Below are 23,035 nucleotides of genomic sequence, written 5' to 3' on the forward strand. Positions count from 1 at the left end.
GCAGCATGGCCGACGATCAAGAGATCGTAGGCAGGCTCCTAGAACTGCGGCCCGGAGCGGGTGTTGTTGCCCTTGGCCAGGCGGTCGTAGAGCACCACGTTGACCGTGGCCGCCAGGTTCATGCAGCCATTGGTGGGGATGTACACCACCTCGGCGCCGCACCAGTCGCGGATTTCCTTATCCAGCGAGCCATCTTCCGGGCCGAAGATGTACAGCGCCCGATCCGGGTGGGTGTAGTCGGGCAGGGGGCGGGCGCCCTCGACCAGCTCCACCGCCACCGGGGTGCAGCCCAGCGGCACGATGCGGCGCAGGTCGTCGATATTGATCAGCGGAATGTCCTGGTGGACTTTCTTGGTGTCGGTGACGAAATCCTTGGCGCGGTCATAGCGGGTGCCGGTGTAGAACACCGAGCTGACCCCGTAGCAGCCGGCCGCGCGCATGATCGAGCCGACGTTCTCCGGGGACTTGGGATTGAACAGGCCGATGCAGCTGTATCGTTTGTTGGCCACGGCAACGCTCGCGCAAAAAGAGAGCGATTATACGGGCGTGGCCAGGCCGGCGCCCGGCTACTCGTCCTTTTTCAGCAGGCTGGCCAGGTCACCGAAGGCCTTGTAGGTGGTCTTGGCCGCTTGCGGGCTGGCCAGGGAGCCTTCGGCGAAGTACTGCTGGTCGGTGTAGCGCGAGTGCTCGTTGTCGTGACAGAACAGGCACAGCAGCTCCCAGTTGGAGCCATCCGCCGGGTTGTTGGCGTGGTTGTGGTCGCGGTGGTGCACGGTCAGCTCGCTGAGGCGCTTGCCGCTGAACTCGCGGGCGCAGCGGCCGCACACGTGCGGGTACATCTTCAGGGCCTTTTGCCGGTAGTCGGCTTCGGCCTTGGCCGACAGGGTGTAGGTGGGGTTGGTGCTCATGGCGGGGCCTGTGGTCGGGTGGCGAACGCAGTGGTTCCGATGCTGCCAGAATAAAGCCAAAGCCCTGTTGGCGGAGCCCTGCCATGCGACTTTTTTCCCTGCTGATCGCCTTGCTGCTGTTGCCGACGAGCTGGCTGGCCGCTGCCGAGCTGCTGCGTTCGCCGATGCCTGGCAGCGCTACCCCGCAACCCTACGCCCAGCCACAGGTGCGCCCGCTCGGGCGGAGCATCAGCAACCCGCCGCTACTGAACAATCCATCACGGCCGCGACCGCTCAGCGTCCCGCAGCCCCTGCCCAAGGATCAACCGCTGCCGCAGCTGCAGGAGCAGCCCGAGCGGAGGCCGCCGAGCTCGACGGAAAAACTCCAGCGCCTCGAGCGGGCCGAGTGAGGGGCGCAATAAATCCACGGTTTCGCCGGTGGCTGCGGGCATGTCACATAACTGCCATGTAATCGTCTTTCAGCGGTAACCCGACTACGGCAACGTGCCTGGCCACTACAACAGCCAACAGGAACTGCCATGTCCCTTCTCAAACCCTTGTCCTTCGCCCTCCTGGCCGCGACCCTCGGCGGCTGCGCTGCGCCCATGCAGGCCGCCAAGCCGGTCGCGCTGGATAACGAGGATTGGTACCAGGTTCGCACCGAAACCCAGGTCTACGTGTTCGACGACTACCAGGTGTTCAAGGACTTCCTCGCCACGGGCAAGGCTCCCGTGCTGCGCACCCTGGAAGAGAAGGCAGCCACCGGCCAGGAACAGATCCTGGCCCTGCGTGCCGACGATGCCGGCAAGCCGCTGGACAAGATTTCCGCCTATCGCTTCCTCAAGGTCTCCCAGCCGCCGGCCTCGCCGTTCTACGGTGAAGTGCGCCAGGGCGATGCCATCTACGTATTCAAGCGCTACGGCGACATGCTCGACATGATCAAGCTGGGTGAGCCGACCTTCCGCTACACCGATATCGGCGGCGGCCCGGACGGCAAGACCGTGATCTACGGCCTGCAGAAGGAAGAAGGCCGCCCGGAGGCGACCATCGCCCAGTTCAAGAAGAACCACATGCTCTGAGGCCCTGGCCTCAACAGCGCCCGCATGGAGCGATCCCTGCGGGCGTTTTGCTATCTGGCGTTCAGCTAATGAGTAATGGGGCGCAGGAAACACAGCGGCACGGCAATCGACAGCGCCGCCGCACTGTTCAGGTAAACGTGCAGGAACAGGCCGTAATAGGCCGAAATGGCGCTATCGAGCACGCACCAGAGCAGCAGGGCGGCGAACAGTGCCGGTTTGATCAGGGCGTGGCCGTGCTGGCGGTAGAGGTGTACCAGCAGGGTGAACAGCAGGCCCCAGCTGGCCACGGTGGGGCCGAACAGGCGTACCAGGGTGCTCAGCAACTGCTGGTACGCGGTGGGCGCGTCGGCCACGGCAAAGCTGGCGTACAGGTGCTGGAAGTAGAAATCGGCCAGCGGCAGCTGGGCGGTGAAGGCCAGCAGCACGCCCAGGCCGACATGGCCGAGGCCGACCAGCAGCAGCCAGCGGTAGAGCAGATTCTGCATGGGTGCATTCCTTGCGTGATCAGAACTTGTTCAGGGCTTCGCTCAGCGCGCCCGAGCAGACGACGATGCCCAGGCCCTGGGCCATGCACTCGTAGGTGTGCAGATCCTTGCCCTCGCTGGCCATGCAGTTGGGCATGGTGGCTTCCTTCTCGACCTGGTCGAGGGCAGCGATGGCCTTCTGGTACTGGCTCTGGTCGATGCGTCCCTGACGGCGGCGTTCACGGGCGATTTCGCGCAGGTTGGGCAGGTCGATGCCTGTCCAGTGCAATGCCTTGCTGCACATCTGGCGGGTCGGCACAGGTTTTTCGCTTTTTGCGCTGCTGGTCTCGGCGGCAGCCGGAGCGCTATCCGCCTCCGGACTGGCGGGGGCTTCGGCGCTGGGGACGGCGGGCGCCGGCAGCGGGCTGCCCTGGTAGGCCGGGCGGACTTCGACCGTCTCCAGGGGCTGCTCGGGGGTGGGCGGCTGGCTGCCGAAGTGTTTCTGGCCGTCGGCATCGACCCAGGTGTAGATCTGCGCCTGGGCACCAGGGGCAGCGAGCAGGGCCAGCAGAAGCAGAAACCGGGGGCCGGGCATGGGCGAAGTCCTTTGCGGGGAAGAGGCCGGACGCCGCATGGCGCCGCCCGGCCACGATAAGGTAGGCGGCGGGCTCAGGCCAGCCCCAGTACCTTGAACAGGAACGCATATTCCAGCGCCACATCCTTGAGTGCCTGGTAGCGCCCGCTCATGCCGCCGTGGCCGGCGCCGAGGTCGGTCTTGAGCAGCAGCAGGTTGCTATCGGTGCGGCTGGCGCGCAGCTTGGCCACCCACTTGGCCGCTTCCCAGTACTGCACGCGGCTGTCGTTGTAGCCGGCCACGGCAAGGATCGCCGGGTAGGCCTGGGCGCGCACGTTCTCGTAGGGTGCGTAGGCCTTGATCCGCTCGTACACCTCGGGCTGGTGCGGGTCGCCCCATTCGTCGTACTCGGTGACGGTCAGCGGCAGGTCGGGGTTCTGCATGGTGTTGAGCACATCGACGAAGGGCACTTCGGCGATGGCCGCGGCGAACAGCTGCGGGCGCTGGTTGAGTACCGCGCCGATCAGCAGGCCACCGGCGCTGCCGCCGCTGATGGCGAGCTGGCTGGCGCGGGTCAGGCCGCTGGCGATCAGGTATTCGGCGCAGGCGATGAAGTCGCCGAAGGTGTTCTGCTTGTGTTCCAGCTTGCCGGCGCGATACCAGGCCTCGCCCAGCTCGCCGCCGCCACGCACATGGGCGATGGCGAAGATGAAACCGCGCTCCAGCAGGCTCAGGCGGGCGTGGCTGAACCAGGGGTCGAGGCTCTCGCCGTAGGCGCCATAGCCATACAGGTAGAGCGGGGCTGGCGCGCCGGCGGCGAGCACCTCGCGGCGCGCCACCAGGCTGATCGGCACCCGGGTGCCGTCCTCGGCGGTGGCCCACAGGCGGCGGCTCTCGTAGGCGTCGGCATCGAACGGGCCTTCCACCGGGGTCTGCTTGAGCACCTGCTGCGCGCCGCTGGCCAGTTCCAGCTGGCGCACCTGGGCCGGGCGGCCGAGTGCCTCGTAGCGCAGGCGGATCACCGGGCTGTGGAACTCCAGGCTGTCCTGCACATAGAGGCTGTAGGCCGCATCCGGCAGCTGCACCGGATAGGGTGCGGCGCCGGCAGGGTGCACCTGGATGATCGGCAGGCCGCCCTCGCGCAGGCTGAGCACGAAGGCGCCCTGGTTCAGGGTGACGCCTTCGAGCATGCGCTGCGGGTCGTGGGCGATCAGCTCGCGCCAGTGCGGGCGGGTCGGCTGCTGTTCGGTAGCGCTGTAGAGCGCGAAGTTGATGCCGCTCTGATTGCTGCGGATCAGCCAGGCCCAGGCGCCGTCGAGCTGGCCGTGGTCGACATAGTATTCGTGGTCTTCCTCGCGGGCGGCCAGGCAGCTGAAGGCGCCCAGCGGCTGTTCGGCGTCGAGCACCCAGGCTTCGCTGGTGGTCTTGCTGCCCAGCAGCAGGATCAGCTGACGTTCGGAACTGGAGCGGTAGCAGCTGAGGAAGAAGCGCCCATCGGCCTCCTCGAACACCAGCTCCGCGCCGGCCTGGCCCAACTGATGGCGATGCAGCTGGTGCGGGCGGTGGGTGTCGTCGAGGGTGGCGAAGAACAGGGTCTGGCTGTCGTTGGCCCAGGTCAGGCTGCCGTCGCAGTCGTCGAAGGGCAGGGCAGTGATGGCGCCGTTGCGCAGATCCTTGACGAACAGCTGGTAGATCTCGTCGCCGGAGGTGTCCAGGCTGTAGCCGAGCAGCTGGTGATCGGGGCTGACGGTGAAGGCACCCAGCGACAGGTAGCCGTCGCCGGCCAGCTCGTTGGGGTCGAGCAGCAACTGCTCGGCGCTTTCGTCCACCGTCAGCGAGCCGTCGGCCGGCAGCGGGCAGCGGTAGTGGCGCGGGTATTCGTCGCCGGCGGTGGTGCGCTGGTAGTACAGCCAGGGGCCCCAGGGGCTGGGCAGCGACAGGTCGGTCTCGCGGATGCGCCCCTTGATCTCCTGGAACAGGGACTCGCGCAGCTCGCTCTGCTCAGCCAGTTCGGCCTCCAGGTAGGCGTTTTCCGCCTTGAGGTGGTCGAGCACTTCGGCGGCGTCGCGCTGTTCCAGCCAGCGGTAGGGGTCGGCGGCGGCTTCGCGGCGAGCAATCGGGGCATTGGGCATGGCGGGTCTCGGTGGGGCGGTGACGACGGCAGGGGCGCCGGCGTGGGCAAAAGTCGCTATCATAAGCGCCCATTTGCCGGCCTAGCCATGAACTCGCATGACTGAACAAGACTATCTGCTTGCCTGGGGCGTGTATGCCGTTGCCGCACTCGGCTGCCTGCTGGTGTGGTTGCGCATGACCGGCTGGATCTGGCGCTGGCTGCGCGAGCCGCTGCGCCTGCTGGTGGCGGTGCTGCTGCTGACCCCGACCATTGTCGACCCGGCCCGCGATCTGTATGCCCCGGCCATCGCCGTGACGGCCCTGGATGTGCTGTTCAAGGTCGGCAACAACGCCTGGCATGCGGTGGCCGACCTGGCCATCTACGGCGTGATCGCCTTTGCCGTGTGGCTGCTGTTCGCCGCCCTGCGCTGGCCGCTGGAGCGCTGGTGGCAGGGGCGCCAGGGCGCGCCGGCACAAGTGCCGGCGGAGGATGAGCCGACCCTGCGCGAGATGATGGCGCGCGACGACGAGCGCTACGACGCCGACACCCGCACCGATGCCCGTGGCGACCGGCGCTTGCGCATCGAGCCGCGTCTTTAAGGTGCGGCGGCGATGAGCTGCGTATTCTGTGCCATCGCCGACGGCCAGCTGCCGGCGCATACCCTGCACGAGGATGAACACTTCATCGTGCTGCTGGATATCTTCCCGCTGCGTCCGGCCCATGTGCTGATCGTCGCCCGTGGCCATGCCCCGTTGCTTGGCGACCTGCCGCTGCCGGCCCGCGATGCCCTGCTGGCGCTGGCCGAGCGGGTGAGCCGCGCGCTGTATGCCAGTGGCCTGGGCGTGCAGGGCATCAACCTGCTGCTCAACGACGGCCCGGTGGCCAACCAGCACGTGCCGCACCTGCATCTGCACCTGTTGCCGCGCCGCCGCGGCGACCTGCCGGCCCTGTGCTGGCGTATCCTCACCCGGTTTCTGCCGTTCGGCCGCCGGCGCCTGCAGGCGCGCCTGGCACACGAGGCCGATGTACTGCGCAACGCCTTGCAACGCGAGTCCTGATCCATGTGTGAACTGCTGGGCATGAGTGCCAATGTGCCGACCGATATCGTTTTCAGCTTCACCGGGCTGATGCAGCGCGGTGGCGGCACCGGCCCGCACCGCGATGGCTGGGGCATCGCCTTCTACGAAGGGCGCGGCCTGCGCCTGTTCCAGGATCCGGCGGCCAGCGTCGACTCCGAGGTGGCGCGCCTGGTGCAGCGCTACCCGATCAAGAGCGAGACGGTGATCGGCCATATCCGCCAGGCCAACGTCGGCAAGGTCTGCCTGTCCAACACCCACCCGTTCGTGCGCGAGCTGTGGGGGCGCAACTGGTGCTTTGCCCACAACGGCCAGCTGGCCGATTTCGCCCCGCAGTTCAGCTTCTACCGCCCGGTGGGCGATACCGACAGCGAGGCGGCCTTCTGCGAGCTGCTCAACCGGGTGCGCACGGAGTTTCCCGAGCCGGTCGCGGTGCAGGTGCTGCTGCCGGTGCTGATTCGCGCTGCCCAGGAATATCGCGGCAAAGGGGTGTTCAACTGCCTGCTCAGCGACGGTGACTGGCTGTTCTGCTTCTGCTCGACCAAGCTGGCGCAGATCACCCGGCGTGCGCCCTTCGGCCCGGCCCGCCTGAAGGACGCCGACGTGACGGTGGACTTCCAGGCGGAAACCACGCCCAACGATGTGGTCACGGTGATCGCCACCGAGCCGCTGACCGACAATGAGTCCTGGAACCTGCTGCGGCCGGGGCAATGGAGCCTGTGGCGGCGCGGCGAATGCATCGCCCAGGGACAGACAGGGGAGTAAGGCAATGTTCAGAAGTTATCTGCGCCTGGCGGTGTTCGCCCTGGGCCTGCTGGTCGGCGTGCAGGTGCCGGGTTTCATCGACGACTACAGCAAGCGCGTGACCGCCCAGCGCGACGAGTCGGAGCAGAGCCTGAGCGGCTTCCGCCAGACCGCCGCGCAGTTCTTCCAGGGTGACCTGAATGCCCTGGTCGCCCATTACCGGGCGAGCACGGATGCGGTGATGCGCAGCGATGCCGAGAGCGTCGCCCACCTGGTCGAGCGCAACAACCTGCTGGAGGCCGAGTGGCTGGCCATGCAGGGGCCCTGGTATGCGCAGCTCTGGCACCTGGCCACGGCGGCCGACCCGGTACTGCTGCAGCAGACCTACGAGGCCTACGGCTATCAGGTACTGCTGGCGCCGCAGGCCATCGCCTGGGGGCTCGGCTGTGCCGTGCTGCTGGCCTGGCTGGTGGAGCTGGTCTTCCTCGGCCTGGGCTGGACGCTGGGCTTCGGCCGTACCCACAAGGCCATCGCCTACGAGAAGCGCCACTGGCGCTAAGCCCCGGTAGTTGTTGCAAAAAGTTGCGCTGGCTCGCCGAACGCAGGGGCGTGGCATGTTAGGGTGGGCACCCCATCCAACACCCGTCGTCATGGAGTTTTTATGTCGATCAAGGAACTGATCCTGGCTGGCCTGCTGGCTAGCGCCATCCCCTTTGCCCATGCCACCGCTCCGGCGGCCGAGCAGACCGAGAGCGAGCCCACGGCCAGCGAGCAGGTGCTCGACGAAGAGACCGTCAGCGAAGAAGAGCCCACCGATGAAGGCATGAGCGAGGACGAGTTCGTCGCCAGCCTGCATTTCCAGAAGGGCAAGATCGTGCTGGGTGACAACCTGGCCACCCTCAACCTGCCCGAGCAGTTCGTCTTCCTCGACGGCGAAGAAGCCGAGCGCTTGCTGGTGGAGGCCTGGGGCAACCCGCCGGACAGCGAGCTGCCGCTGGGCATGATCCTGCCGGCCGGCGTTTCGCCGCTGGCTCAGGAATCCTGGGCGGTGACGGTCGAGTACGAGGAAAGCGGCTATGTCTCCGATGAGGACGCCGCCGACATCGACTACGACGAGATGCTCCAGGATCTCAAGGACGAGACCAAAGAAGACAACAAGTGGCGCACCGAGAACGACTACGAGCCGGTGGAGCTGATCGGCTGGGCCTCGGCCCCGCGCTACGACGAAAAAGGCAAGAAGCTGCACTGGGCCAAGGAGCTGAAGTTCGGTGACAGCGAGGTCAACACCCTCAACTACAACATCCGCGTGCTCGGTCGTAAGGGCGTGCTGGTGCTCAACTTCATTGCCAACATGGATCAGCTGCCGCAGATCGAACAGAGCGTGCCGGCGGTACTGGCCATGACCGAGTTCAACGAAGGCCACCGCTACGCCGAGTTCGATCCGGATATCGACAAGGTTGCGGCCTATGGCCTGGGCGCCCTGATCGCCGGCAAGCTGGCGGCCAAGGCCGGTCTGTTCGCCGCGGCGCTGCTGCTGCTGAAGAAACTGTGGATCGTGCCGGTACTGGTCTTCGGCTGGATCGCCAAGCGTCTGGGTGGCAAGAAGAAGGCGGCGCAACCGCAGGCGGATGAGCCGCTGCAGGAGAGCACGGCGGCGCCGGGCGATACGGCCAAGGCCGAGGAAACCCCGCGCTAAGTCATCCCGCGCAATGAAAAGGGCCCTTCGGGGCCCTTTTTTGTGGCTGCGGCAATGGGCACGCTCGCGGCGAAGGGGCGCGCTTGACTCTGCCCCTAGGGACAGACTCTAGGCTGGCGCCATCTTCATGCAGGGAGTGCTTCACATGGAAAAGTTGTCTCTGGTCACCGGCGCCAACGGCCACCTCGGCAATACCCTGGTGCGCGCGTTGCTGGCGCGGGGCGAGCGCGTGCGCGCCGGGGTGCGCGATCCACTCGAGCGTTCGGCGTTCGCCGGGCTTGACTGCGAGCTGGTGTATGCCGAGCTGCAGGACAAGCAGGCCCTGGTGCAGGCGCTGCAAGGCGTCGAAGTGCTGTACCAGGTTGCCGCCGTGTTCCGCCACTGGGCCCGCGACCCGCAGGCGGAGATCGTCGTGCCCAATGTCGAGGGCACCCGCAATGTGCTGGAGGCCGCAGCCGCGGCGGGAGTCAAGCGGGTGGTCTACGTCAGCTCGGTAGCGGCGGTGGGACACAATGGCCAGGCGCTGAACGAGCAGCACTGGAACAGCGAGGAGGACAATGCCTACTACCGCTCCAAGATCCTCTCCGAGCGCATGGCCCAGGAGGTGGCGCAGCGCCTGGGCCTGGATCTGGTGGTGGTGCTGCCGGCGGCCATGGTCGGCCCCCATGCGCAACGCCTGACCGATACCATGGATTTTCTCGATAGCGTGCTGAAGCGCCAGGTGCCGCTCGATCCCGGCTTCCACTTCAACTTCGTCGATGTGCGCGACGTGGCCGAGGGCATGATCCTGGCAGCGGAAAAGGGCCGGCCAGGGGAGCGCTACATCCTCGCCAGCGAGCAGTCGTCACCCTTGCAGGCGCTGATCACCGCGGCCAACTCGGTGGCTTCGGGCTATCGTCTGCCGCCTCCAGCGCCGCGCTGGCTGCTGCTGGCCCTGGCCTGGCTGCAGGAGCGCGCGGCGCAGCTGACGGGGAAACCGGCCAAGCTGCTGGTCAGCCAGGTGCGGCTGTTCCATGGCGTGCGCCAGGAGTACAGCATCGCCAAGGCGCGCGCCGAGCTGGGTTACCGGCCGCGGCCGGTGGAGCAGGCCCTGCGCGAGGCCTTCGCCTTCCTCCAGCAGCGCGCCGGTTAGTGGCTGCAGCGCTGGGGTGACTGCTCGGCAAACAGGCGGTTGGCTTCCTCGCCCAGTTCCACCAGGCGGGCATCGAGGGTATGCAGCTCGGCGATCTGCGCCTGCACCTGCAGGCGCTTGGTGGCAATGCCCAGATGGGCGAGCTCCAGCGGGAAGCGCTGTTCGCGCTGTTTGCTGGCCAGCAGGCCGCTCAGCTCGGCCAGTTTGAAGCCCGCCGCCTGGGCGATGCGGATCAGCCGCACGATGTCGACATGCTGCGGCGTATAGATGCGATAGCGGCCCTGGCGCGGCGGTGCCGCGAACAGCCCCAGTTCTTCATACAGGCGAATGGCTTTGGGTGTGCAGCCGGTCAACTTGGCGAGCTTGCCGATATACATGCTGGGTTCCCCATCCTTGAGGTGTGTGAGTGGCGACTGGTGAGCCTGGCGGCTGACAGCAGAACGGGCCCGCAGGCCCGTTCGTGAGTTACTTGGAGAGGAAGCGCATGCCTTCTTCCAGGCCGCGCAGGGTCAGCGGGTGCATCTGGTCGTTGATCAGCTCGCGAACGATGTTGGTGGAGGCGGTGTAGCTCCACGCATCCTTCGGGTACGGGTTGATCCAGATGAGCTTCTTATATTTCTCCATGAAGCGCTTCATCCACACGTAGCCGGCTTCCTCGTTCCAGTGCTCGACGCTGCCGCCGGCCTGGGTGATCTCGTAGGGCGCCATGGCGGCGTCGCCGACGAAGATGATCTTCCAGTCCGGGCCGTACTTGTGCAGCAGGTCGAGGGTGGAGAAGCGCTCGCTGGTGCGGCGCAGGTTGTTCTTCCACACGCTTTCGTAGACGAAGTTGTGGAAGTAGAAGTACTCCAGGTGCTTGAACTCGGTCTTGCACGCCGAGAACAGTTCCTCGCAGACCTTGATGTGCGCGTCCATCGAGCCGCCGATGTCGAACAGCAGCAGCAGCTTCACCGTGTTGCGCCGTTCCGGGCGCATCTGGATGTTGAGCAGGCCGCCGTCCTTGGCCGTGTGATCGATGGTGCCGCCGAGGTCGAACTCTTCCGCCGCGCCTTCACGGGCGAACTTGCGCAGGCGGCGCAGGGCTACCTTGATGTTGCGCGTGCCCAGCTCGACCTGGTCGTCGAGGTTCTTGTACTCGCGCTGATCCCACACCTTGACCGCACGGCCCTGGCGCTTGCCGGCGTCGCCGACGCGGATGCCTTCCGGGTTGTAGCCGCCGGAGCCGAACGGGCTGGTGCCGCCGGTACCGATCCAGCGGTTGCCGCCTTCGTGGCGTTCCTTCTGCTCTTCGAGGCGCTTCTTGAACTCCTCGATCAGCTTGTCCAGGCCGCCGAGGGACTGGATCTGCGCGCGTTCCTCGTCAGTCAGGTGACGCTCGAACTCCTTGCGCAGCCAGTCCTCGGGAATCATCGCCTCGAGGAAGTCGTCGAGCCGCTCGAGGCCCTTGAAGTAGGCGGCGAAGGCGCGGTCGAACTTGTCGAAGTGGCGCTCGTCCTTGACCATCACCGTACGGGCGAGGAAGTAGAACTCGTCCATGTCGGCGAAGATCACGTGGCTCTTCAGCGCATTGATCAGGTCGAGCAGCTCGCGTACCGAGACCGGTACCTTGGCTGCGCGCATTTCATTGAACAGGTTGAGCAGCATGTGCGTGCCCTCAGGGGATTGCGGACTATCCCCTCTCCCTTGGGGAGAGGGTTAGGGTGAGGGGATAGCAGGCAGCGTGGAGCTGCCCGGTACATCCCTCCCCCCCGGCCCCTCTCCCGGTGGGAGAGGGGAGACAAGCCTTAGCGGCTGGCGCGACGGCTCATGAAGGCCAGGCGCTCAAGCAGCTGCACATCCTGCTCGTTCTTCACCAGGGCTCCGGCCAGCGGCGGGATGGCCTTGGTCGGATCGCGTTCGCGCAGTACCGCTTCGCCGATATTGTCGGCCATCAGCAGCTTGAGCCAGTCGACCAGTTCGCTGGTGGACGGCTTCTTCTTCAGGCCCGGCACCTTGCGCACGTCGAAGAACACGTCGAGTGCCTCGGCCACCAGTTCGCCGCTGATGTTCGGGTAGTGCACGTCGACGATGCGCTTGAGGGTGTCGCGATCCGGGAAGGCGATGTAGTGGAAGAAGCAGCGGCGCAGGAAGGCGTCCGGCAGTTCCTTCTCGTTGTTCGAGGTGATGATGATGATCGGGCGCTGCTTGGCCTTGATCGTCTCGTTGGTCTCGTAAACGTAGAACTCCATCTTGTCGAGTTCTTGCAGCAGGTCGTTGGGGAACTCGATGTCGGCCTTGTCGATCTCGTCGATCAGCAGGATCACCCGTTCCTCGGCCTCGAAGGCCTCCCACAGCTTGCCCTTCTTGATGTAGTTGCGCACATCGTGGACTTTTTCGGAGTTCAGCTGCGAGTCGCGCAGGCGGCTGACCGCGTCGTACTCGTACAGGCCCTGGTGGGCCTTGGTGGTGGACTTGATGTGCCAAGTGATCAGCTTGGCGCCGAAGGCGGCGGACAGCTGCTCGGCGAGCATGGTCTTGCCGGTGCCCGGTTCGCCCTTGACCAGCAGCGGACGCTGCAGGGTGATGGCGGCGTTGACCGCCAGCTTGAGGTCGTCGGTGGCGACGTAGGACTGGGTGCCTTCGAACTTCATCGTGTAATCCTCGAACGGTAACGCCCCGGGTCGGGCCCGGCGCAGCAAAAACATAAAGAACGACTATACCGCGCACTCCGGCAGACTGTGAACGCAGACGCGCCATTCAGTCACTGAATGGCGGGTCACCCGCTCTACGGCCACGTGTTGCGGCTGGACGCCTCTGGAACAGGGGCATAGGCTTGGCGGTCTGCCTCATCTGTCCAAGGATCTTTCGCCATGAGCCGCATCTATTCCGACAATGCCCAGTCCATCGGCAACACGCCGCTGGTGCAGATCAATCGCCTCGGCCCCAAGGGCGTGACCATTCTGGCGAAAACCGAAGGGCGAAACCCGGGCTATTCGGTCAAATGCCGGATTGGCGCCAACATGATCTGGGATGCCGAGTCGCGCGGCGTGCTCAAGCCGGGCATGACCCTGGTCGAGCCGACCTCCGGCAACACCGGCATCGGCCTGGCCTTCGTCGCCGCCGCCCGCGGCTACAAGCTGGTGCTGACCATGCCGGCTTCGATGAGCCTGGAGCGGCGCAAGGTGCTCAAGGCCCTGGGCGCCGAGCTGGTGCTGACCGAGCCGGCCAAGGGCATGAAGGGCGCCATCGAGAAGGCTAATGAGATCGCCAGCGCCGACCCGGCCAAGTACTACCAGCCGCAGCAGTTCGACAACCCGGCCAACCCGGCGATCCACGAGAAGACCACCGGCCCGGAGATCTGGAACGACACCGACGGCGCGGTCGACGTGCTGGTGGCCGGCGTCGGCACCGGCGGCACCATCACTGGCGTGTCCCGCTACATCAAGCAGCAGCGGCACAAGCCGATCCTCTCGGTGGCGGTGGAGCCGGTGGTTTCGCCGGTGATCAGCCAGGCCATGGCCGGCGAGGAGATCAAGCCAAGCCCGCACAAGATCCAGGGCATCGGCGCCGGTTTCGTGCCGAACAACCTCGACCTGTCGATCATCGACAAGGTCGAGCAGGTCACCGACGACGAATCCAAGGCCATGGCCCTGCGCCTGATGCAGGAAGAGGGCATCCTCTGCGGCATTTCCGGCGGTGCGGCGATGGCCGCCGCGGTGCGTCTGGCCGAACGGGCGGAGATGCAGGGCAAGACCATAGTGGTGATCCTGCCGGACTCCGGTGAGCGTTATTTGTCGAGCATGCTGTTCAGCGATCTGTTCACCGAGCAGGAGCTGCAACAATAAGAGCTGTGTAGCGCATGAAAAAAGCCGCCCTAGGGCGGCTTTTTTGTTCCTCCTCTCCCTTTGTGAGAGGGATCAGGCCTTGGCCGGCGCCGCGCTGGGCGCGCTTGGTCGTACCACCAGCCACAGTGCCACGCCGATCAGCAGGCAGCCTGGCAGGTAGGCCCAGGACAGCGGTTCGCCGAGCAGCAGGGCGCCCCATAGCACGCCGAACGGCGGGATCAGGAAGGTGGTGGTGCTGGCCTTGATCGGGCCGATGTCGGTCAGCAGGCGGAAGTACAGGACATAGGCGAAGGCGGTGCAGACCAGGCCGAGAGCCGCCAGCGACAGCCACACCTCGATGCCGCCCCAGCTGGCGGGGGCGTGCCAGGCCAGGCTGCCGGCGAACAGCGGCAGCTGGAACAGGCTGGCGCCGACCAGGCTGGCGAAGGCCGCCAGGCGATTGTCCAGGCCGAACGGGCCGATCCACTTGCGGGTGAGGAAACCGGCGAAGCCGTAGCAGATGGTCGCCACCAGGCAGGCGGTGGCGCCCAGCAGCAGCGGCAGATCGAAGGCCACCGGGCCGGTGCGGGTCAGCACGGCCACGCCGAACAGGCCGAGGGCCACGCCGGCGGCCTTGCTCGGGGTCATCGCCTCGCTGAAGAACAGCGCGCCGATCAGCACGCCCATCAGCGGCGTAGTGGCATTGAAGATCGACGAGTAGCCGGCCGGTAGTACCAGCGCCGCCAGGCAGTACATCACCGAGGGCAGGCCGGCGTTGATCACCCCGAGCACCAGGCAGGCTTTGAACTTGCCGCGGAAATCCCAGGTCGGGCGCAGCACCAGGAGGAAGGCCAGCAGGCCGAGGGCGCCGAGGCTGGCGCGGAAGAAGGCGGTGGGCAGGCTGCCCAGTACCGGTACGGCGATCCGCATGAACAGGAAACTGGCGCCCCAGATGGCGGCAAGCAGGAGAAGGCGCAGCAGATCAGCGAGTTTCATAGGGCAGTACGGCAGGAAGGAAACGGCCAGATTACGCCACCCGCTGGGTAGCGCAATCCGCAGCTGGCTTTCAAATCAGCCATACAGTTGGGCACTACCGGGCTGCGTTGGCGGCAGCCCGGCTGGCTTTGCTCAGAACGATTTGCTCACGCTGGCCACCAGGGTGGCGGTGCAGGTGTCGGTGAAGCCGTAGTTGCTGGCGCACTCGTTCTCGGAGAGGTCGGTATCCACGTAGCTCAGGCCCCAGGTGACGCCGACGAAGTCGCGGGTCAGCTTGGCTTCCCACTCGTGGTAGGACTCACGGGAGTCGCCGCTGCCCGACCAGAACAGCGGATCCTTGAAGTCCATGCGCCCGTAGCGCAGTTCCAGGCCGACTTCCAGCGGCAGCTGGGTTTCGTAGCCGACCCAGGTGTAGAGGCTGTCCTGATCCTTGCCGATGAAGTTGGGCAGGTCATCGGAGTAGTAGGCGGCGGCCTTGAAACCATAGGCGCTGAGGATGGCGTAGGTCTCGGTCTGGTTGAACTGGCTCTCCTTCGGATAGGCGTACTTGATGCGACCCAGGTCGAGGCTGATCGCGTCGGTCGCCTGCCAGTACCAGCCGGCGTAGTAGTCGACTTCCTGGCGGGTTTTCAGACCGTAGCCAAAGTCGACGTTGGAGGTCCAGGCGCCGGCGTACAGGCCGCTGCTGTGGGCCAGGGTGGCGCCGACCTGCAGGGTTGGGTCGCCCTGGGTCTGCGAGATGCCGCGGGTGCGGTAGTCGCTGGCCAGGTTGACATCGACCATCAGGGAGAAGTCTTGGTTGAGCTCGATGGCCTGGCTGCACAGGGGCGTCAGGGTCAGACCGGCGAGGAGGAGAGCGGTGGAGCCTTTCATGGATGCTATCTCGTGTTGTGGTTGTTTTTGGCAGATAGGCGGCAAGGCTTCGCCGCTCCTGGCCGGGCCAGGAGGGCGACGAAGCGGGTTGCATCTTGTTATTGCGCGGGGGCGTAGACCTGGTGGCCGGCGAAGTAGGTGGCGAGCACCTGGGTATCGCTCAGGGCCTTGTTGTCGACGCTGAACACGTCGCGGTCGAGCACCACGAAGTCGGCCTGCTTGCCGGCGCTCAGCGAGCCGATCTGCTGCTCCAGGCCGATGGTCTTGGCCGCGTTCAGGGTGTAGGCGTAGAACATGGTCTCGCGGTCGATGCGCTCGTCGGCGTTGAGCACGCCTTTCTCGCCTTCGCGGGTGACCGCCTGGGCGATGGCGTTCCACGGGTTGGGCGAGGACACCGGCCAGTCGCTGGCGCCGGCGATGGTCGCGCCCTGGGCCAGCAGCGAGTGGGCCGGGTACAGGTAGCGATAGGCGTCGGCGTCGACGTAGGGCTTGACCATGTCCGTGGTGTAGGCGTCGGCACCGGCCCACAGCAGTTGCATCGAGGCGATCACTCCGAGCGGCTTGAAGCGCGCGAACTCCTGCGGGTTGACCAGCTGCAGGTGGGTGATCGAGTGGGTCACGCCGCTCTGCCGATCCTTGCGTGCCTGCTCGATGCCGTTGAGCGATTCGCGCACCGCGCGGTCGCCGATGGCATGGATATGCACCAGCCAGCCGCGCGCATCGGCGGCGCTGACCAGCTCACCGAAGTGCGCCGGGTCGATCAGCAGTTCGCCCTGCTTGTCTGAGTTGTGGTAGTGGCCGAGCAGCGCCGCGCTCTGTGCCGGGAACTCCAGCACGCCGTCGGCGAAGATCTTGATCCCCGGCAGGCTCAGGTTGTTTACGCCCTGGAACTGCTGGCGCACCTTGGCGAGCACATCCAGATCGGCCGGGCGGCTTTTCGGATTGGCCACCAGCAGGGCGGCGACGTGGGCGTTCAGCCCGCCTTTCTCGGACAGCGCCTTGTAAGCGGGCAACACGCCGACGCTCTTCTCGGTGGGCTTGAGGTCGAACACCGCTTCGCCCGGCGCGGCATTGGCCGCCGGATCCATCCAGGCAGTGATGCCCAGGCTGTTGTTGAGCTGCACGGCGGCTTCGGCGCCACGCAGCAGTTCGGCCGGGCTGATCGCCGGCAGCACGCTGGCCACTCGATCCCAGCCGGCATCCACCAGGAAACCGCTGGGCTCGCCATTTTTCAGGATGCCGATGGTGTCGCGCTCGCCCTTGGCCAGGCTGGCGATCAGTGCCTTGTCGATGCCGGCGCGCTTGAGCATGGCGGCGTTGGCCCAGGCGGTGTGGTGGTCGCTGCCGATGAACACGATCGGCAGCTTGGCCCATTCGCCCTGGTTGAAGCGCTTGCCCAGGGCTTCGGCTTCGGCCCAGGCGCCGGAGTTCATGCCCGATACCTGCAGCACGTCGCCATGCACGGCGCGGCCGTCGGCCTGCCAGCCGCGCAGACGCTTCTCCAGCTCATCGACGCTGACCAGTTCGTCTTGCATGTTGGCGGCCGCCAGTTCCAGGCCGCCGAAGATGGCGTGCGAGTGGCTGTCGATCAGGCCCGGCATCAGACGCTTGCCGCCGAGGTCGACGAGCTTGGTATTGGCATCGGCCAGGGCCTTGATCGCGGCGTCGCTACCGACCTGGAGGATCTTGCCGTTCTCCACGGCTATGGCCTGAACCTGTGGCTGAGCCTGATCCGCGGTGAATACTTTGCCGTTGAACAGCACTAGGTCGGCGGCGGCCATGGATTCCATCGAGGAAAAAGCTACTGCTGCGGCCAGCAGGTTGGGAATAAACCGTTTCATTCGAGTCCCCCTTGTTTTTATTGAGTTGCGGCGAGACTAGCGATTGCGCCAGGGCGGCAGAACGCCCAAGCTGTGCAAAACCCTTTTGCCTACTTGGAAAGACTTGGATGGACAAGCTCAGCGCGTTGAACATGTTCGTCGCCACGGCCGAGCACGGCAGTTTTAGCCGCGCGGCCGAGCAACTGGGCAAGACGCCGTCGGCCCTGACCAAGGCGGTGAGCCATCTGGAGGCCGAGCTGGGCGCGCGCCTGTTCGAGCGCAGCACCCGGCGCACGGTGTTGACCGAAGCGGGGCAACTCTATCTGGAGACCGCGCGCCAGGTACTGCAGCGCCTGCGCGAGGTCGGCGAGGAAATCGGCCAGCTGCAGCACGGCCTGCAGGGCAGCCTGCGGATCACCGCGCCGCTGGCTTTTGGTCGGGCTTTTCTCGATGCAGTGTGTGCCGACTTTCTCGAGCAGTACCCGCAGATCAAGCTGCGCATTGACCTGTGCGACGACTTCGTCGATCTGGTCGAGTCCGGCTACGACCTGGCCCTGCGCGAAGGGCGTAGCGACCTGCCGGGCCTGATTGCCCGGGTGGTCGGGCAGAACCGCATCGTGCTCAGCGCCAGCCCGGCCTATCTGGCGCGGCAACCCCTGCCGCTGACTCCGGAGACCATCGAGCAGCACGACTGGCTGATGTACCAGCACCCGGCCCTGGGGCGCGGCATCTGGTGGGTCGAGCGCGACGGCCAGCGCATTGGCCTGGCACATCCGCGCCTGCCACGTCTGGAAAGCGACAACTACGACCTGCTGCTGGCCAGCGCCCTGGCCGGGCGCGGGGTGCTGCACACGCCGCTGTGGAGCGTCGCCCCCTACCTGGCCGACGGCCGCCTGGTGCCCCTGATGAGCGACTACCAGATCGACCCGGATGCCTTCGGCTCGCAGATCCTGGCGGTCTACCCGAGCCACCGGCGGGCCACCGGCAAGGTGCTGGCCTTCATCGACTTCCTCGAGGCCTACCTGGGCGAGCGCGGCATCGCCTGAGTTCTGCTGCGGGCTGGGCACTCTGGGCGAATGGGTCAATCGTGCCGAGCGCTTGGGTCATTGAGGTGACCGCGGGGGCTGCCTAACCTGCCAGGGTCATCCCTCGACAAGGAGCTTGAGCATGGCAGCGACTGCGGTGATCGATGCCTGGGCCCAGCCCACCAACGGCCTGTTGCGCCAGAGCATGCCGGAGGTGGCGCGGCTGTTCGAGAAGTCCGGCTCGGGGCATCTGCTCGACCAGGCGCTGAGTCCGGCGCAGACGGTGGCCCTGATGGACGAGGCGGGCGTGGACAAGCTGATGCTGGCGGCCTGGTGCCGGCCCGAGGGCTGGGTGTTCAGCAACGACGCTATCGCCGAGTTCACCCGCGCCTTTCCCGAACGCTTCGTCGGCGTTGCCACGGTCGACCTGCGCAAGCCGCTGGCGGCCGTGCGCGAGCTGGAACGGGCGGTGCTGGAGCTGGGCTGCAAGGCGCTGCGCATCGTGCCCTGGCTGTGGCAGCTGGCGCCCAACCACCGCCTGTATTACCCGCTGTACGTGAAGTGCATCGAGCTGGATATCCCGTTCTGCACCCAGGTCGGCCATACCGGCCCGCTGCTGCCCTCGGAGACCGGGCGCCCGGTGCCGTACCTGGACGAGGTAGCGCTGGATTTTCCCGAGCTGCGCATCGTCGCCGGGCATATTGGCCACCCTTGGACTGACGAGATGATTGGCGTGGCCTGGAAGCACGACAACGTCTATATCGACACCTCGGCCTACTTGCCGCGCTACTACCCGCAGCAGCTGCTGCAATTCATGCAGAGCTATGGGGCGGACAAGGTGCTGTTCGGCAGTAACTTCCCGCAGCTGTCGCTGAGCCGCTGCATGGCCCAGGTGCAGGAGCTCGGCTTGAATGCCGAGGTGCAGGCCAAGTTTCTCGGCGGCAATGCGCAGCGGGTGTTCAAGCTTTAAGGGCATGACGGGTGTCGGCTGCCCAGCAGAACAAGAACAACAAGAGAGTCCACGATGACCGAACAACTGCCGTTGCAACGATTCCTGCACTGGGTGGCGCTGCGTCCGCACGCCACCTGGCTGCAGCAACCTCACGCCGGGCACTGGCACGAGATCAGCTGGAGCGCTGCCGACGACCAGGCCCGGCGCCTGGCCAGCGCGCTGCTGGCCATGGGCTGCGTGCCCGGCGAGCGGGTCGCGCTGCTGGCGAAGAACTGCGCCGAATGGCTGATCAGCGACCTGGCGATCATGATGGCCGGGCTGATCAGCGTGCCGCTCTATCCCCTGCAGTCGGCCGAGAGCGTGGCCTATGTGCTGGAGCATGCCGACTGCAAGGCGATCATCCTCGGCAAGCTGGACGAGGCGGACAAGCTGGAAGCCAGTATCGGCCCGCAGATCCGGCGTATCGCCATGCCGTACCCGACCCTGGCCGCCGAACACCAGTGGCAGACGCTGCTGGCAGCGCATGCGCCGTTGCAGCAGTTGCACGAGCAACAGGGCGACGAACTGCTGAGCATCCTCTATACCTCGGGCACCACCGGCCAGCCCAAGGGCGTGATGCTGTCGGCGCGGGCCATGGCCTTCTCGGCGGCCAACTCCTGCCTGGAAATGCGCCTGGACGAGCGTGACCAGTTCTTCTCCTACCTGCCGCTGTCGCATGCCGCCGAGCGCTTCCTGGTGCAGATGAACAGCCTCTACAGCGGAGGCAAGGTGGCCTTTGTCGACTCGCTGGAGAGTTTTGCCGGCGACCTGCAGCGGGTGCGCCCGACCGTGTTCTTCTCCGTGCCGCGGCTGTGGACGCGTTTCCAGCAGGGCGTGCTGGAGCGCTTGCCGCAGCGCAAGCTGGAGCTGCTGCTGCGCGTCCCGCTGCTTGGTGCGCTGCTGGCGCGCAAGATCCGCCGCGGCCTGGGCCTGGATCGCGCGCGTATCCTGGTGTCTGGCGCGGCGGCGATTTCGCCGGGGCTGCTCGACTGGTACCAGCGCCTGGGCCTGACCATTTGCGAGGGTTACGGCATGACCGAGAACTTCGCCTACGGCACCTTCAACCGGCCGGGCCAGGTGAGCTTCGGCAGCGTCGGCCGGCCGATGCCGTTCCTCGAGACGCGCATCGCCGACAGCGGCGAAATCCTCTTCCGCAGCCCGACCCTGATGCAGGGCTACTACCGCGCTCCGGAGCTCAGCGCCGAGGCGCTGGCCGGCGGCTGGCTGCATACCGGCGACCGTGGCGAGCTGGATGAGCAGGGCTATCTGCACATCACCGGGCGGGTCAAGGACATCTTCAAGACCAGCAAGGGCAAATACGTGGCGCCGGCGCCGATCGAAGGCGAGATCGCCAAGAACACCTGGGTCGAGCAGGTCTGCCTGATGGGCAGCAACCTCGACCAGCCGCTGGCGCTGATCGAGCTGTCGCCGGCCGCCCGCAGCCAGCCGCGCGAGCGCATCACCACGGAGTTGCAGGCCAGCCTCGCACAGCTCAATGCCGGGCTGCTGCCCCATGAGCGGCTCAGCCATCTGGTGCTGGTGCGCGAGCCGTGGACGGTGGATAACGGCTGCATGACGCCGACCATGAAGATTCGCCGGGCGGTGCTGGAAGCGCGCTATGCCGGGCTGGCCGCCGCACTGCCGGCCGGCGAGCCGCTGCACTGGGAAAACTGAAACCGTGACCGCCGGGCGCCGCTGTGCCCGGCCTGCAAGAGGTAGATCGATGAAAGGCCCGCTGTCTTCGCTGAAGGTGCTCGACTTCTCCACTCTGCTGCCGGGGCCGTTCGCCTCGCTGCTGCTGGCCGACATGGGCGCCGAGGTGCTGCGGGTGGAATCACCGACCCGCATGGATCTGGTGCGCGTGCTGCCGCCGCATGTCGACGGGGTATCCGCCAGCCACGCCTATCTCAACCGCAACAAGCGCTCCATCGCCCTCGACCTCAAGCGCCCCGAGGCGCTGGCGGTGGTGCAGCAGCTGGTGGCCGAGTACGACATCGTCCTGGAGCAGTTCCGCCCCGGCGTGATGGACAAGCTCGGCCTCGGCTACGCGGCGCTCAAGGCGCTCAACCCGCGGCTGATTTATGTGTCGATCACCGGCTACGGCCAGACCGGGCCGTACCGCGAGCGCGCTGGCCATGACCTCAACTACCTGGCCTTGAGCGGCCTGGCCAGCTACACCGGGCGCCGCGACAGCGGCCCGCTGCCGCTGGGCGTGCAGGTGGCGGACATCGCCGGCGGTTCGCTGCACGGGGTGATCGGCCTGCTGGCCGCGGTGATCGCCCGCCAGAGTACGGGCCTGGGGCAGCACGTGGATATCAGCATGAGCGACTGTGCCTTCAGCCTGCATGCCATGTCCGGGGCCGGCTACCTGGCCGCCGGGGTGGAGCCGGATCTGGAGAACCAGGTGCTCAACGGCGGCAGCTTCTACGACTACTACCGCACCCGCGACGGCCGCTGGCTGTCGGTGGGCAGCCTGGAGCCGCAGTTCATGCAGGCCTTCTGCGCCGCGCTGGGGCGCCCGGAGCTGGCTGCCCTGGGCTTGTCGCCCAAGGATCAGGAGCAGCTCAAGCGCGAGATCAGCATCGAGATCGAGAAGCACGAACTGGCCGAGTGGCAGGCGCGCTTCGCCACGGTCGATGCCTGTGTCGAACCGGTGCTGAAACTCTCCGAGGCAATCGAGCATCCGCAGCTCAAGGCCCGCGGCGTGGTAACCGAGGTGCCGCGCGAGGGCAAGTCGGCGCTGGCGCAGATCGCCTGCCCGATCCGTTTCTCCGCCGGCCTCGAGGCGCCACGGCATATCGGCAGCCCGGTGGGTGCGCACGGCGTCGAGGTGCTGCGCGAGCTGGGCTACAGCGACGAGCAGATCGCTGCGCTCAAGGCGGCCAAGGCGCTGGGGTAGTACGGAATGGGCGGCGCCCAGATGGTGCGGATTGCGGCAGGTAGGAGCGAGCTTTGCTCGCGAGCCTGATGGCATAAGGGCTTCGCGAGCAGAGCTCGCTCCTACGAGATGGGCAGCGGGCTGGCGCTGTGATCGCTGAGCTGAGTGTCGCTGGCTCTCTATTCGACCCGCTGCTCACCGCTGAACACCAGGGTGGCCCGGCAGCGTCGGCAGAAGTAGCGCCGGCCCTGGGCCACCAGGCGGTGGCGCTGGGAGGAGAAGGGGAACTCGCCCTGCGGGCACTGGCACAGGTAGACGAAGCGAGTGCTCTTGCGCCGGCCCACGTCGTAGGTGTGGCAGCGATCCGGCGGCAGCTCGTAGACCCCGCGCATGATCAGTTGCCACTCCTCGCCGTGGGGTTGGATGCGTCCGCCGAACAGCTGGTGGGCAACCAGGTGGGCGACTTCGTGGGCCACCGTCTGCTTGAGGAAGTGCTCGCGGTTTTCCGCATACAGCTTGGGGTTGAAGCGCAGCAGGTTTTCCGTGAGGTGCGCGACCCCGGCCTTCTGCCCGCGCAGCTTGAAGCTGACCTCGGGGCGGGGGAAGCGGCGCTTGAAGAAGTCTTCGGCCAGTTGGTAACAGGCTTCGACGCGAGCGTGGAGAAGTTCGGGCATAGCCGAATTATGCCTAAGAACGGGCTCATGATCTCCTGCGCGTCGGCCCCGCTGCGTTAAAACCAGGCTCGGACTGCTCATTTACACCTCGTAAACTCCGCGTCCTCGCCTGCTTTATGCCTTGCGCGGCTCTAGCTCGGAGACCCTGATCCCGTTCTTTATCTGGCCCCACAAAAGACGAAGCCGCCCAATGGCGGCTTCGTACGGCGG

The 23,035-nt window shown here is 66.3% G+C and carries 25 protein-coding genes; 13 read left to right on the plus strand and 12 right to left on the minus strand.

Going from position 1 to position 23,035, the window contains the following annotated elements; all coding sequences use genetic code 11:
- Positions 1 to 38: 38 nt before the first annotated feature.
- Both A9179_RS08005 and A9179_RS08010 read right to left on the minus strand, forming a co-directional pair.
- Positions 39 to 509 (minus strand): RNA methyltransferase, encoded by a 471-nt coding sequence (locus A9179_RS08005; protein WP_187805295.1) that lies wholly within the window; start codon positions 507 to 509, stop codon positions 39 to 41.
- A 57-nt stretch (positions 510 to 566) separates the two neighbouring features.
- The gene (locus tag A9179_RS08010; protein WP_187805296.1) at positions 567 to 908 is read right to left on the minus strand and encodes a YajD family HNH nuclease; all 342 of its coding nucleotides are present in this window, start codon (positions 906 to 908) and stop codon (positions 567 to 569) included.
- An 83-nt stretch (positions 909 to 991) separates the two neighbouring features.
- Here A9179_RS08010 and A9179_RS08015 point away from each other — a divergent pair, with 83 nt between their 5' ends.
- The gene (locus A9179_RS08015; RefSeq protein WP_187805297.1) at positions 992 to 1,297 is read left to right on the plus strand and encodes a hypothetical protein; all 306 of its coding nucleotides are present in this window, start codon (positions 992 to 994) and stop codon (positions 1,295 to 1,297) included.
- A gap of 129 nt (positions 1,298 to 1,426) precedes the next feature.
- Positions 1,427 to 1,966: a hypothetical protein gene (locus A9179_RS08020; protein WP_187805298.1), complete on the plus strand. Its 540-nt coding sequence runs from the start codon at positions 1,427 to 1,429 to the stop codon at positions 1,964 to 1,966.
- Positions 1,967 to 2,031: 65 nt separating this feature from the next.
- Here the strand turns inward: A9179_RS08020 and A9179_RS08025 are convergent, their stop codons facing one another.
- The 3 genes from A9179_RS08025 to A9179_RS08035 form a co-directional block, all read right to left on the minus strand.
- A complete protein-coding gene (locus tag A9179_RS08025) occupies positions 2,032 to 2,451 on the minus strand; it encodes a hypothetical protein (protein ID WP_187805299.1) in 420 nt (139 codons plus the stop codon).
- Between the two features lie 19 nt (positions 2,452 to 2,470).
- A complete protein-coding gene (locus tag A9179_RS08030) occupies positions 2,471 to 3,025 on the minus strand; it encodes a DUF4124 domain-containing protein (RefSeq protein ID WP_187805300.1) in 555 nt (184 codons plus the stop codon).
- 74 nt (positions 3,026 to 3,099) lie between these two features.
- Entirely contained in the window at positions 3,100 to 5,136 is a 2,037-nt protein-coding gene (locus A9179_RS08035) for a S9 family peptidase (RefSeq protein WP_187805301.1), read from the minus strand.
- Positions 5,137 to 5,233: 97 nt separating this feature from the next.
- On the opposite strand from A9179_RS08035, the gene A9179_RS08040 reads away from it, so the two are divergent.
- The 6 genes from A9179_RS08040 to A9179_RS08065 all read left to right on the plus strand — a co-directional run bounded on the left by A9179_RS08040 (position 5,234) and on the right by A9179_RS08065 (position 9,765).
- The gene (locus tag A9179_RS08040) at positions 5,234 to 5,716 is read left to right on the plus strand and encodes an MFS transporter (protein ID WP_187805302.1); all 483 of its coding nucleotides are present in this window, start codon (positions 5,234 to 5,236) and stop codon (positions 5,714 to 5,716) included.
- Between the two features lie 12 nt (positions 5,717 to 5,728).
- Complete coding sequence (locus A9179_RS08045) at positions 5,729 to 6,175, plus strand: HIT family protein (protein ID WP_187805303.1); 447 nt, start codon at positions 5,729 to 5,731, stop codon at positions 6,173 to 6,175.
- A gap of 3 nt (positions 6,176 to 6,178) precedes the next feature.
- Complete coding sequence (locus A9179_RS08050; protein ID WP_187805304.1) at positions 6,179 to 6,958, plus strand: class II glutamine amidotransferase; 780 nt, start codon at positions 6,179 to 6,181, stop codon at positions 6,956 to 6,958.
- A gap of 4 nt (positions 6,959 to 6,962) precedes the next feature.
- Positions 6,963 to 7,496 carry a DUF2937 family protein gene (locus tag A9179_RS08055; RefSeq protein WP_187805305.1) on the plus strand — a complete coding sequence of 178 codons (534 nt, stop codon included), beginning with the start codon at positions 6,963 to 6,965 and terminating at the stop codon, positions 7,494 to 7,496.
- Between the two features lie 102 nt (positions 7,497 to 7,598).
- Complete coding sequence (locus A9179_RS08060) at positions 7,599 to 8,633, plus strand: DUF2167 domain-containing protein (RefSeq protein WP_187805306.1); 1,035 nt, start codon at positions 7,599 to 7,601, stop codon at positions 8,631 to 8,633.
- A 145-nt stretch (positions 8,634 to 8,778) separates the two neighbouring features.
- Positions 8,779 to 9,765, plus strand: coding sequence for an NAD-dependent epimerase/dehydratase family protein (locus A9179_RS08065; protein ID WP_187805307.1), 987 nt, complete (start codon positions 8,779 to 8,781; stop codon positions 9,763 to 9,765).
- Here A9179_RS08065 and A9179_RS08070 read toward each other — a convergent pair.
- From A9179_RS08070 to A9179_RS08080, 3 genes are all read right to left on the minus strand, one after another.
- On the minus strand, positions 9,762 to 10,142 hold the full coding sequence (locus A9179_RS08070; RefSeq protein WP_187805308.1) for a MerR family transcriptional regulator: 381 nt from the start codon (positions 10,140 to 10,142) through the stop codon (positions 9,762 to 9,764). The genes A9179_RS08065 and A9179_RS08070 overlap by 4 nt on opposite strands.
- An 88-nt stretch (positions 10,143 to 10,230) precedes the next feature.
- The gene (locus tag A9179_RS08075) at positions 10,231 to 11,409 is read right to left on the minus strand and encodes a vWA domain-containing protein (protein ID WP_187805309.1); all 1,179 of its coding nucleotides are present in this window, start codon (positions 11,407 to 11,409) and stop codon (positions 10,231 to 10,233) included.
- A gap of 140 nt (positions 11,410 to 11,549) precedes the next feature.
- On the minus strand, positions 11,550 to 12,395 hold the full coding sequence (locus A9179_RS08080; protein WP_187805310.1) for an AAA family ATPase: 846 nt from the start codon (positions 12,393 to 12,395) through the stop codon (positions 11,550 to 11,552).
- A gap of 219 nt (positions 12,396 to 12,614) precedes the next feature.
- On the opposite strand from A9179_RS08080, the gene cysK reads away from it, so the two are divergent.
- Positions 12,615 to 13,589: a cysteine synthase A gene (gene cysK / locus A9179_RS08085; RefSeq protein ID WP_187805311.1), complete on the plus strand. Its 975-nt coding sequence runs from the start codon at positions 12,615 to 12,617 to the stop codon at positions 13,587 to 13,589.
- A gap of 72 nt (positions 13,590 to 13,661) precedes the next feature.
- Here the strand turns inward: cysK and A9179_RS08090 are convergent, their stop codons facing one another.
- From A9179_RS08090 to A9179_RS08100, 3 genes are all read right to left on the minus strand, one after another.
- Positions 13,662 to 14,564, minus strand: coding sequence for a DMT family transporter (locus A9179_RS08090; RefSeq protein ID WP_187805312.1), 903 nt, complete (start codon positions 14,562 to 14,564; stop codon positions 13,662 to 13,664).
- Positions 14,565 to 14,696: 132 nt separating this feature from the next.
- Positions 14,697 to 15,437, minus strand: a complete 741-nt coding sequence (locus A9179_RS08095) for a TorF family putative porin (protein WP_187805313.1) — start codon at positions 15,435 to 15,437, stop codon at positions 14,697 to 14,699.
- Between the two features lie 98 nt (positions 15,438 to 15,535).
- Positions 15,536 to 17,278: an amidohydrolase gene (locus tag A9179_RS08100; protein WP_187805314.1), complete on the minus strand. Its 1,743-nt coding sequence runs from the start codon at positions 17,276 to 17,278 to the stop codon at positions 15,536 to 15,538.
- Positions 17,279 to 17,385: 107 nt separating this feature from the next.
- Here A9179_RS08100 and A9179_RS08105 point away from each other — a divergent pair, with 107 nt between their 5' ends.
- The 4 genes from A9179_RS08105 to A9179_RS08120 all read left to right on the plus strand — a co-directional run bounded on the left by A9179_RS08105 (position 17,386) and on the right by A9179_RS08120 (position 22,172).
- Complete coding sequence (locus A9179_RS08105) at positions 17,386 to 18,303, plus strand: LysR family transcriptional regulator (protein ID WP_187805315.1); 918 nt, start codon at positions 17,386 to 17,388, stop codon at positions 18,301 to 18,303.
- Positions 18,304 to 18,424: 121 nt separating this feature from the next.
- Positions 18,425 to 19,252 (plus strand): amidohydrolase family protein, encoded by an 828-nt coding sequence (locus A9179_RS08110; protein WP_187805316.1) that lies wholly within the window; start codon positions 18,425 to 18,427, stop codon positions 19,250 to 19,252.
- A 54-nt stretch (positions 19,253 to 19,306) separates the two neighbouring features.
- A complete protein-coding gene (locus A9179_RS08115) occupies positions 19,307 to 20,947 on the plus strand; it encodes an AMP-binding protein (protein WP_187805317.1) in 1,641 nt (546 codons plus the stop codon).
- 49 nt (positions 20,948 to 20,996) lie between these two features.
- The gene (locus A9179_RS08120) at positions 20,997 to 22,172 is read left to right on the plus strand and encodes a CaiB/BaiF CoA transferase family protein (protein WP_187805318.1); all 1,176 of its coding nucleotides are present in this window, start codon (positions 20,997 to 20,999) and stop codon (positions 22,170 to 22,172) included.
- A gap of 158 nt (positions 22,173 to 22,330) precedes the next feature.
- Here the strand turns inward: A9179_RS08120 and A9179_RS08125 are convergent, their stop codons facing one another.
- Positions 22,331 to 22,825 carry a SprT family zinc-dependent metalloprotease gene (locus A9179_RS08125; RefSeq protein ID WP_187805319.1) on the minus strand — a complete coding sequence of 165 codons (495 nt, stop codon included), beginning with the start codon at positions 22,823 to 22,825 and terminating at the stop codon, positions 22,331 to 22,333.
- Between the last annotated feature and the right edge of the window lie 210 nt (positions 22,826 to 23,035).

Origin of the sequence: Pseudomonas alcaligenes, assembly GCF_014490745.1 — a bacterium.
Classification (GTDB): Bacteria; Pseudomonadota; Gammaproteobacteria; order Pseudomonadales; family Pseudomonadaceae; genus Aquipseudomonas; species Aquipseudomonas alcaligenes_C.

Bases quoted from the DNA above. Each gene is read 5' to 3' on its own strand.
- A9179_RS08010 (WP_187805296.1), bottom strand. From the start codon at position 908: ATGAGCACCAACCCCACCTACACCCTGTCGGCCAAGGCCGAAGCCGAC.
- A9179_RS08015 (WP_187805297.1), top strand. From the start codon at position 992: ATGCGACTTTTTTCCCTGCTGATCGCCTTGCTGCTGTTGCCGACGAGC.
- A9179_RS08020 (WP_187805298.1), top strand. From the start codon at position 1,427: ATGTCCCTTCTCAAACCCTTGTCCTTCGCCCTCCTGGCCGCGACCCTC.
- A9179_RS08025 (WP_187805299.1), bottom strand. From the start codon at position 2,451: ATGCAGAATCTGCTCTACCGCTGGCTGCTGCTGGTCGGCCTCGGCCAT.
- A9179_RS08030 (WP_187805300.1), bottom strand. From the start codon at position 3,025: ATGCCCGGCCCCCGGTTTCTGCTTCTGCTGGCCCTGCTCGCTGCCCCT.
- A9179_RS08035 (WP_187805301.1), bottom strand. From the start codon at position 5,136: ATGCCCAATGCCCCGATTGCTCGCCGCGAAGCCGCCGCCGACCCCTAC.
- A9179_RS08040 (WP_187805302.1), top strand. From the start codon at position 5,234: ATGACTGAACAAGACTATCTGCTTGCCTGGGGCGTGTATGCCGTTGCC.
- A9179_RS08045 (WP_187805303.1), top strand. From the start codon at position 5,729: ATGAGCTGCGTATTCTGTGCCATCGCCGACGGCCAGCTGCCGGCGCAT.
- A9179_RS08050 (WP_187805304.1), top strand. From the start codon at position 6,179: ATGTGTGAACTGCTGGGCATGAGTGCCAATGTGCCGACCGATATCGTT.
- A9179_RS08055 (WP_187805305.1), top strand. From the start codon at position 6,963: ATGTTCAGAAGTTATCTGCGCCTGGCGGTGTTCGCCCTGGGCCTGCTG.
- A9179_RS08060 (WP_187805306.1), top strand. From the start codon at position 7,599: ATGTCGATCAAGGAACTGATCCTGGCTGGCCTGCTGGCTAGCGCCATC.
- A9179_RS08065 (WP_187805307.1), top strand. From the start codon at position 8,779: ATGGAAAAGTTGTCTCTGGTCACCGGCGCCAACGGCCACCTCGGCAAT.
- A9179_RS08070 (WP_187805308.1), bottom strand. From the start codon at position 10,142: ATGTATATCGGCAAGCTCGCCAAGTTGACCGGCTGCACACCCAAAGCC.
- A9179_RS08075 (WP_187805309.1), bottom strand. From the start codon at position 11,409: ATGCTGCTCAACCTGTTCAATGAAATGCGCGCAGCCAAGGTACCGGTC.
- A9179_RS08080 (WP_187805310.1), bottom strand. From the start codon at position 12,395: ATGAAGTTCGAAGGCACCCAGTCCTACGTCGCCACCGACGACCTCAAG.
- cysK (WP_187805311.1), top strand. From the start codon at position 12,615: ATGAGCCGCATCTATTCCGACAATGCCCAGTCCATCGGCAACACGCCG.
- A9179_RS08090 (WP_187805312.1), bottom strand. From the start codon at position 14,564: ATGAAACTCGCTGATCTGCTGCGCCTTCTCCTGCTTGCCGCCATCTGG.
- A9179_RS08095 (WP_187805313.1), bottom strand. From the start codon at position 15,437: ATGAAAGGCTCCACCGCTCTCCTCCTCGCCGGTCTGACCCTGACGCCC.
- A9179_RS08100 (WP_187805314.1), bottom strand. From the start codon at position 17,278: ATGAAACGGTTTATTCCCAACCTGCTGGCCGCAGCAGTAGCTTTTTCC.
- A9179_RS08105 (WP_187805315.1), top strand. From the start codon at position 17,386: ATGGACAAGCTCAGCGCGTTGAACATGTTCGTCGCCACGGCCGAGCAC.
- A9179_RS08110 (WP_187805316.1), top strand. From the start codon at position 18,425: ATGGCAGCGACTGCGGTGATCGATGCCTGGGCCCAGCCCACCAACGGC.
- A9179_RS08115 (WP_187805317.1), top strand. From the start codon at position 19,307: ATGACCGAACAACTGCCGTTGCAACGATTCCTGCACTGGGTGGCGCTG.
- A9179_RS08120 (WP_187805318.1), top strand. From the start codon at position 20,997: ATGAAAGGCCCGCTGTCTTCGCTGAAGGTGCTCGACTTCTCCACTCTG.
- A9179_RS08125 (WP_187805319.1), bottom strand. From the start codon at position 22,825: ATGCCCGAACTTCTCCACGCTCGCGTCGAAGCCTGTTACCAACTGGCC.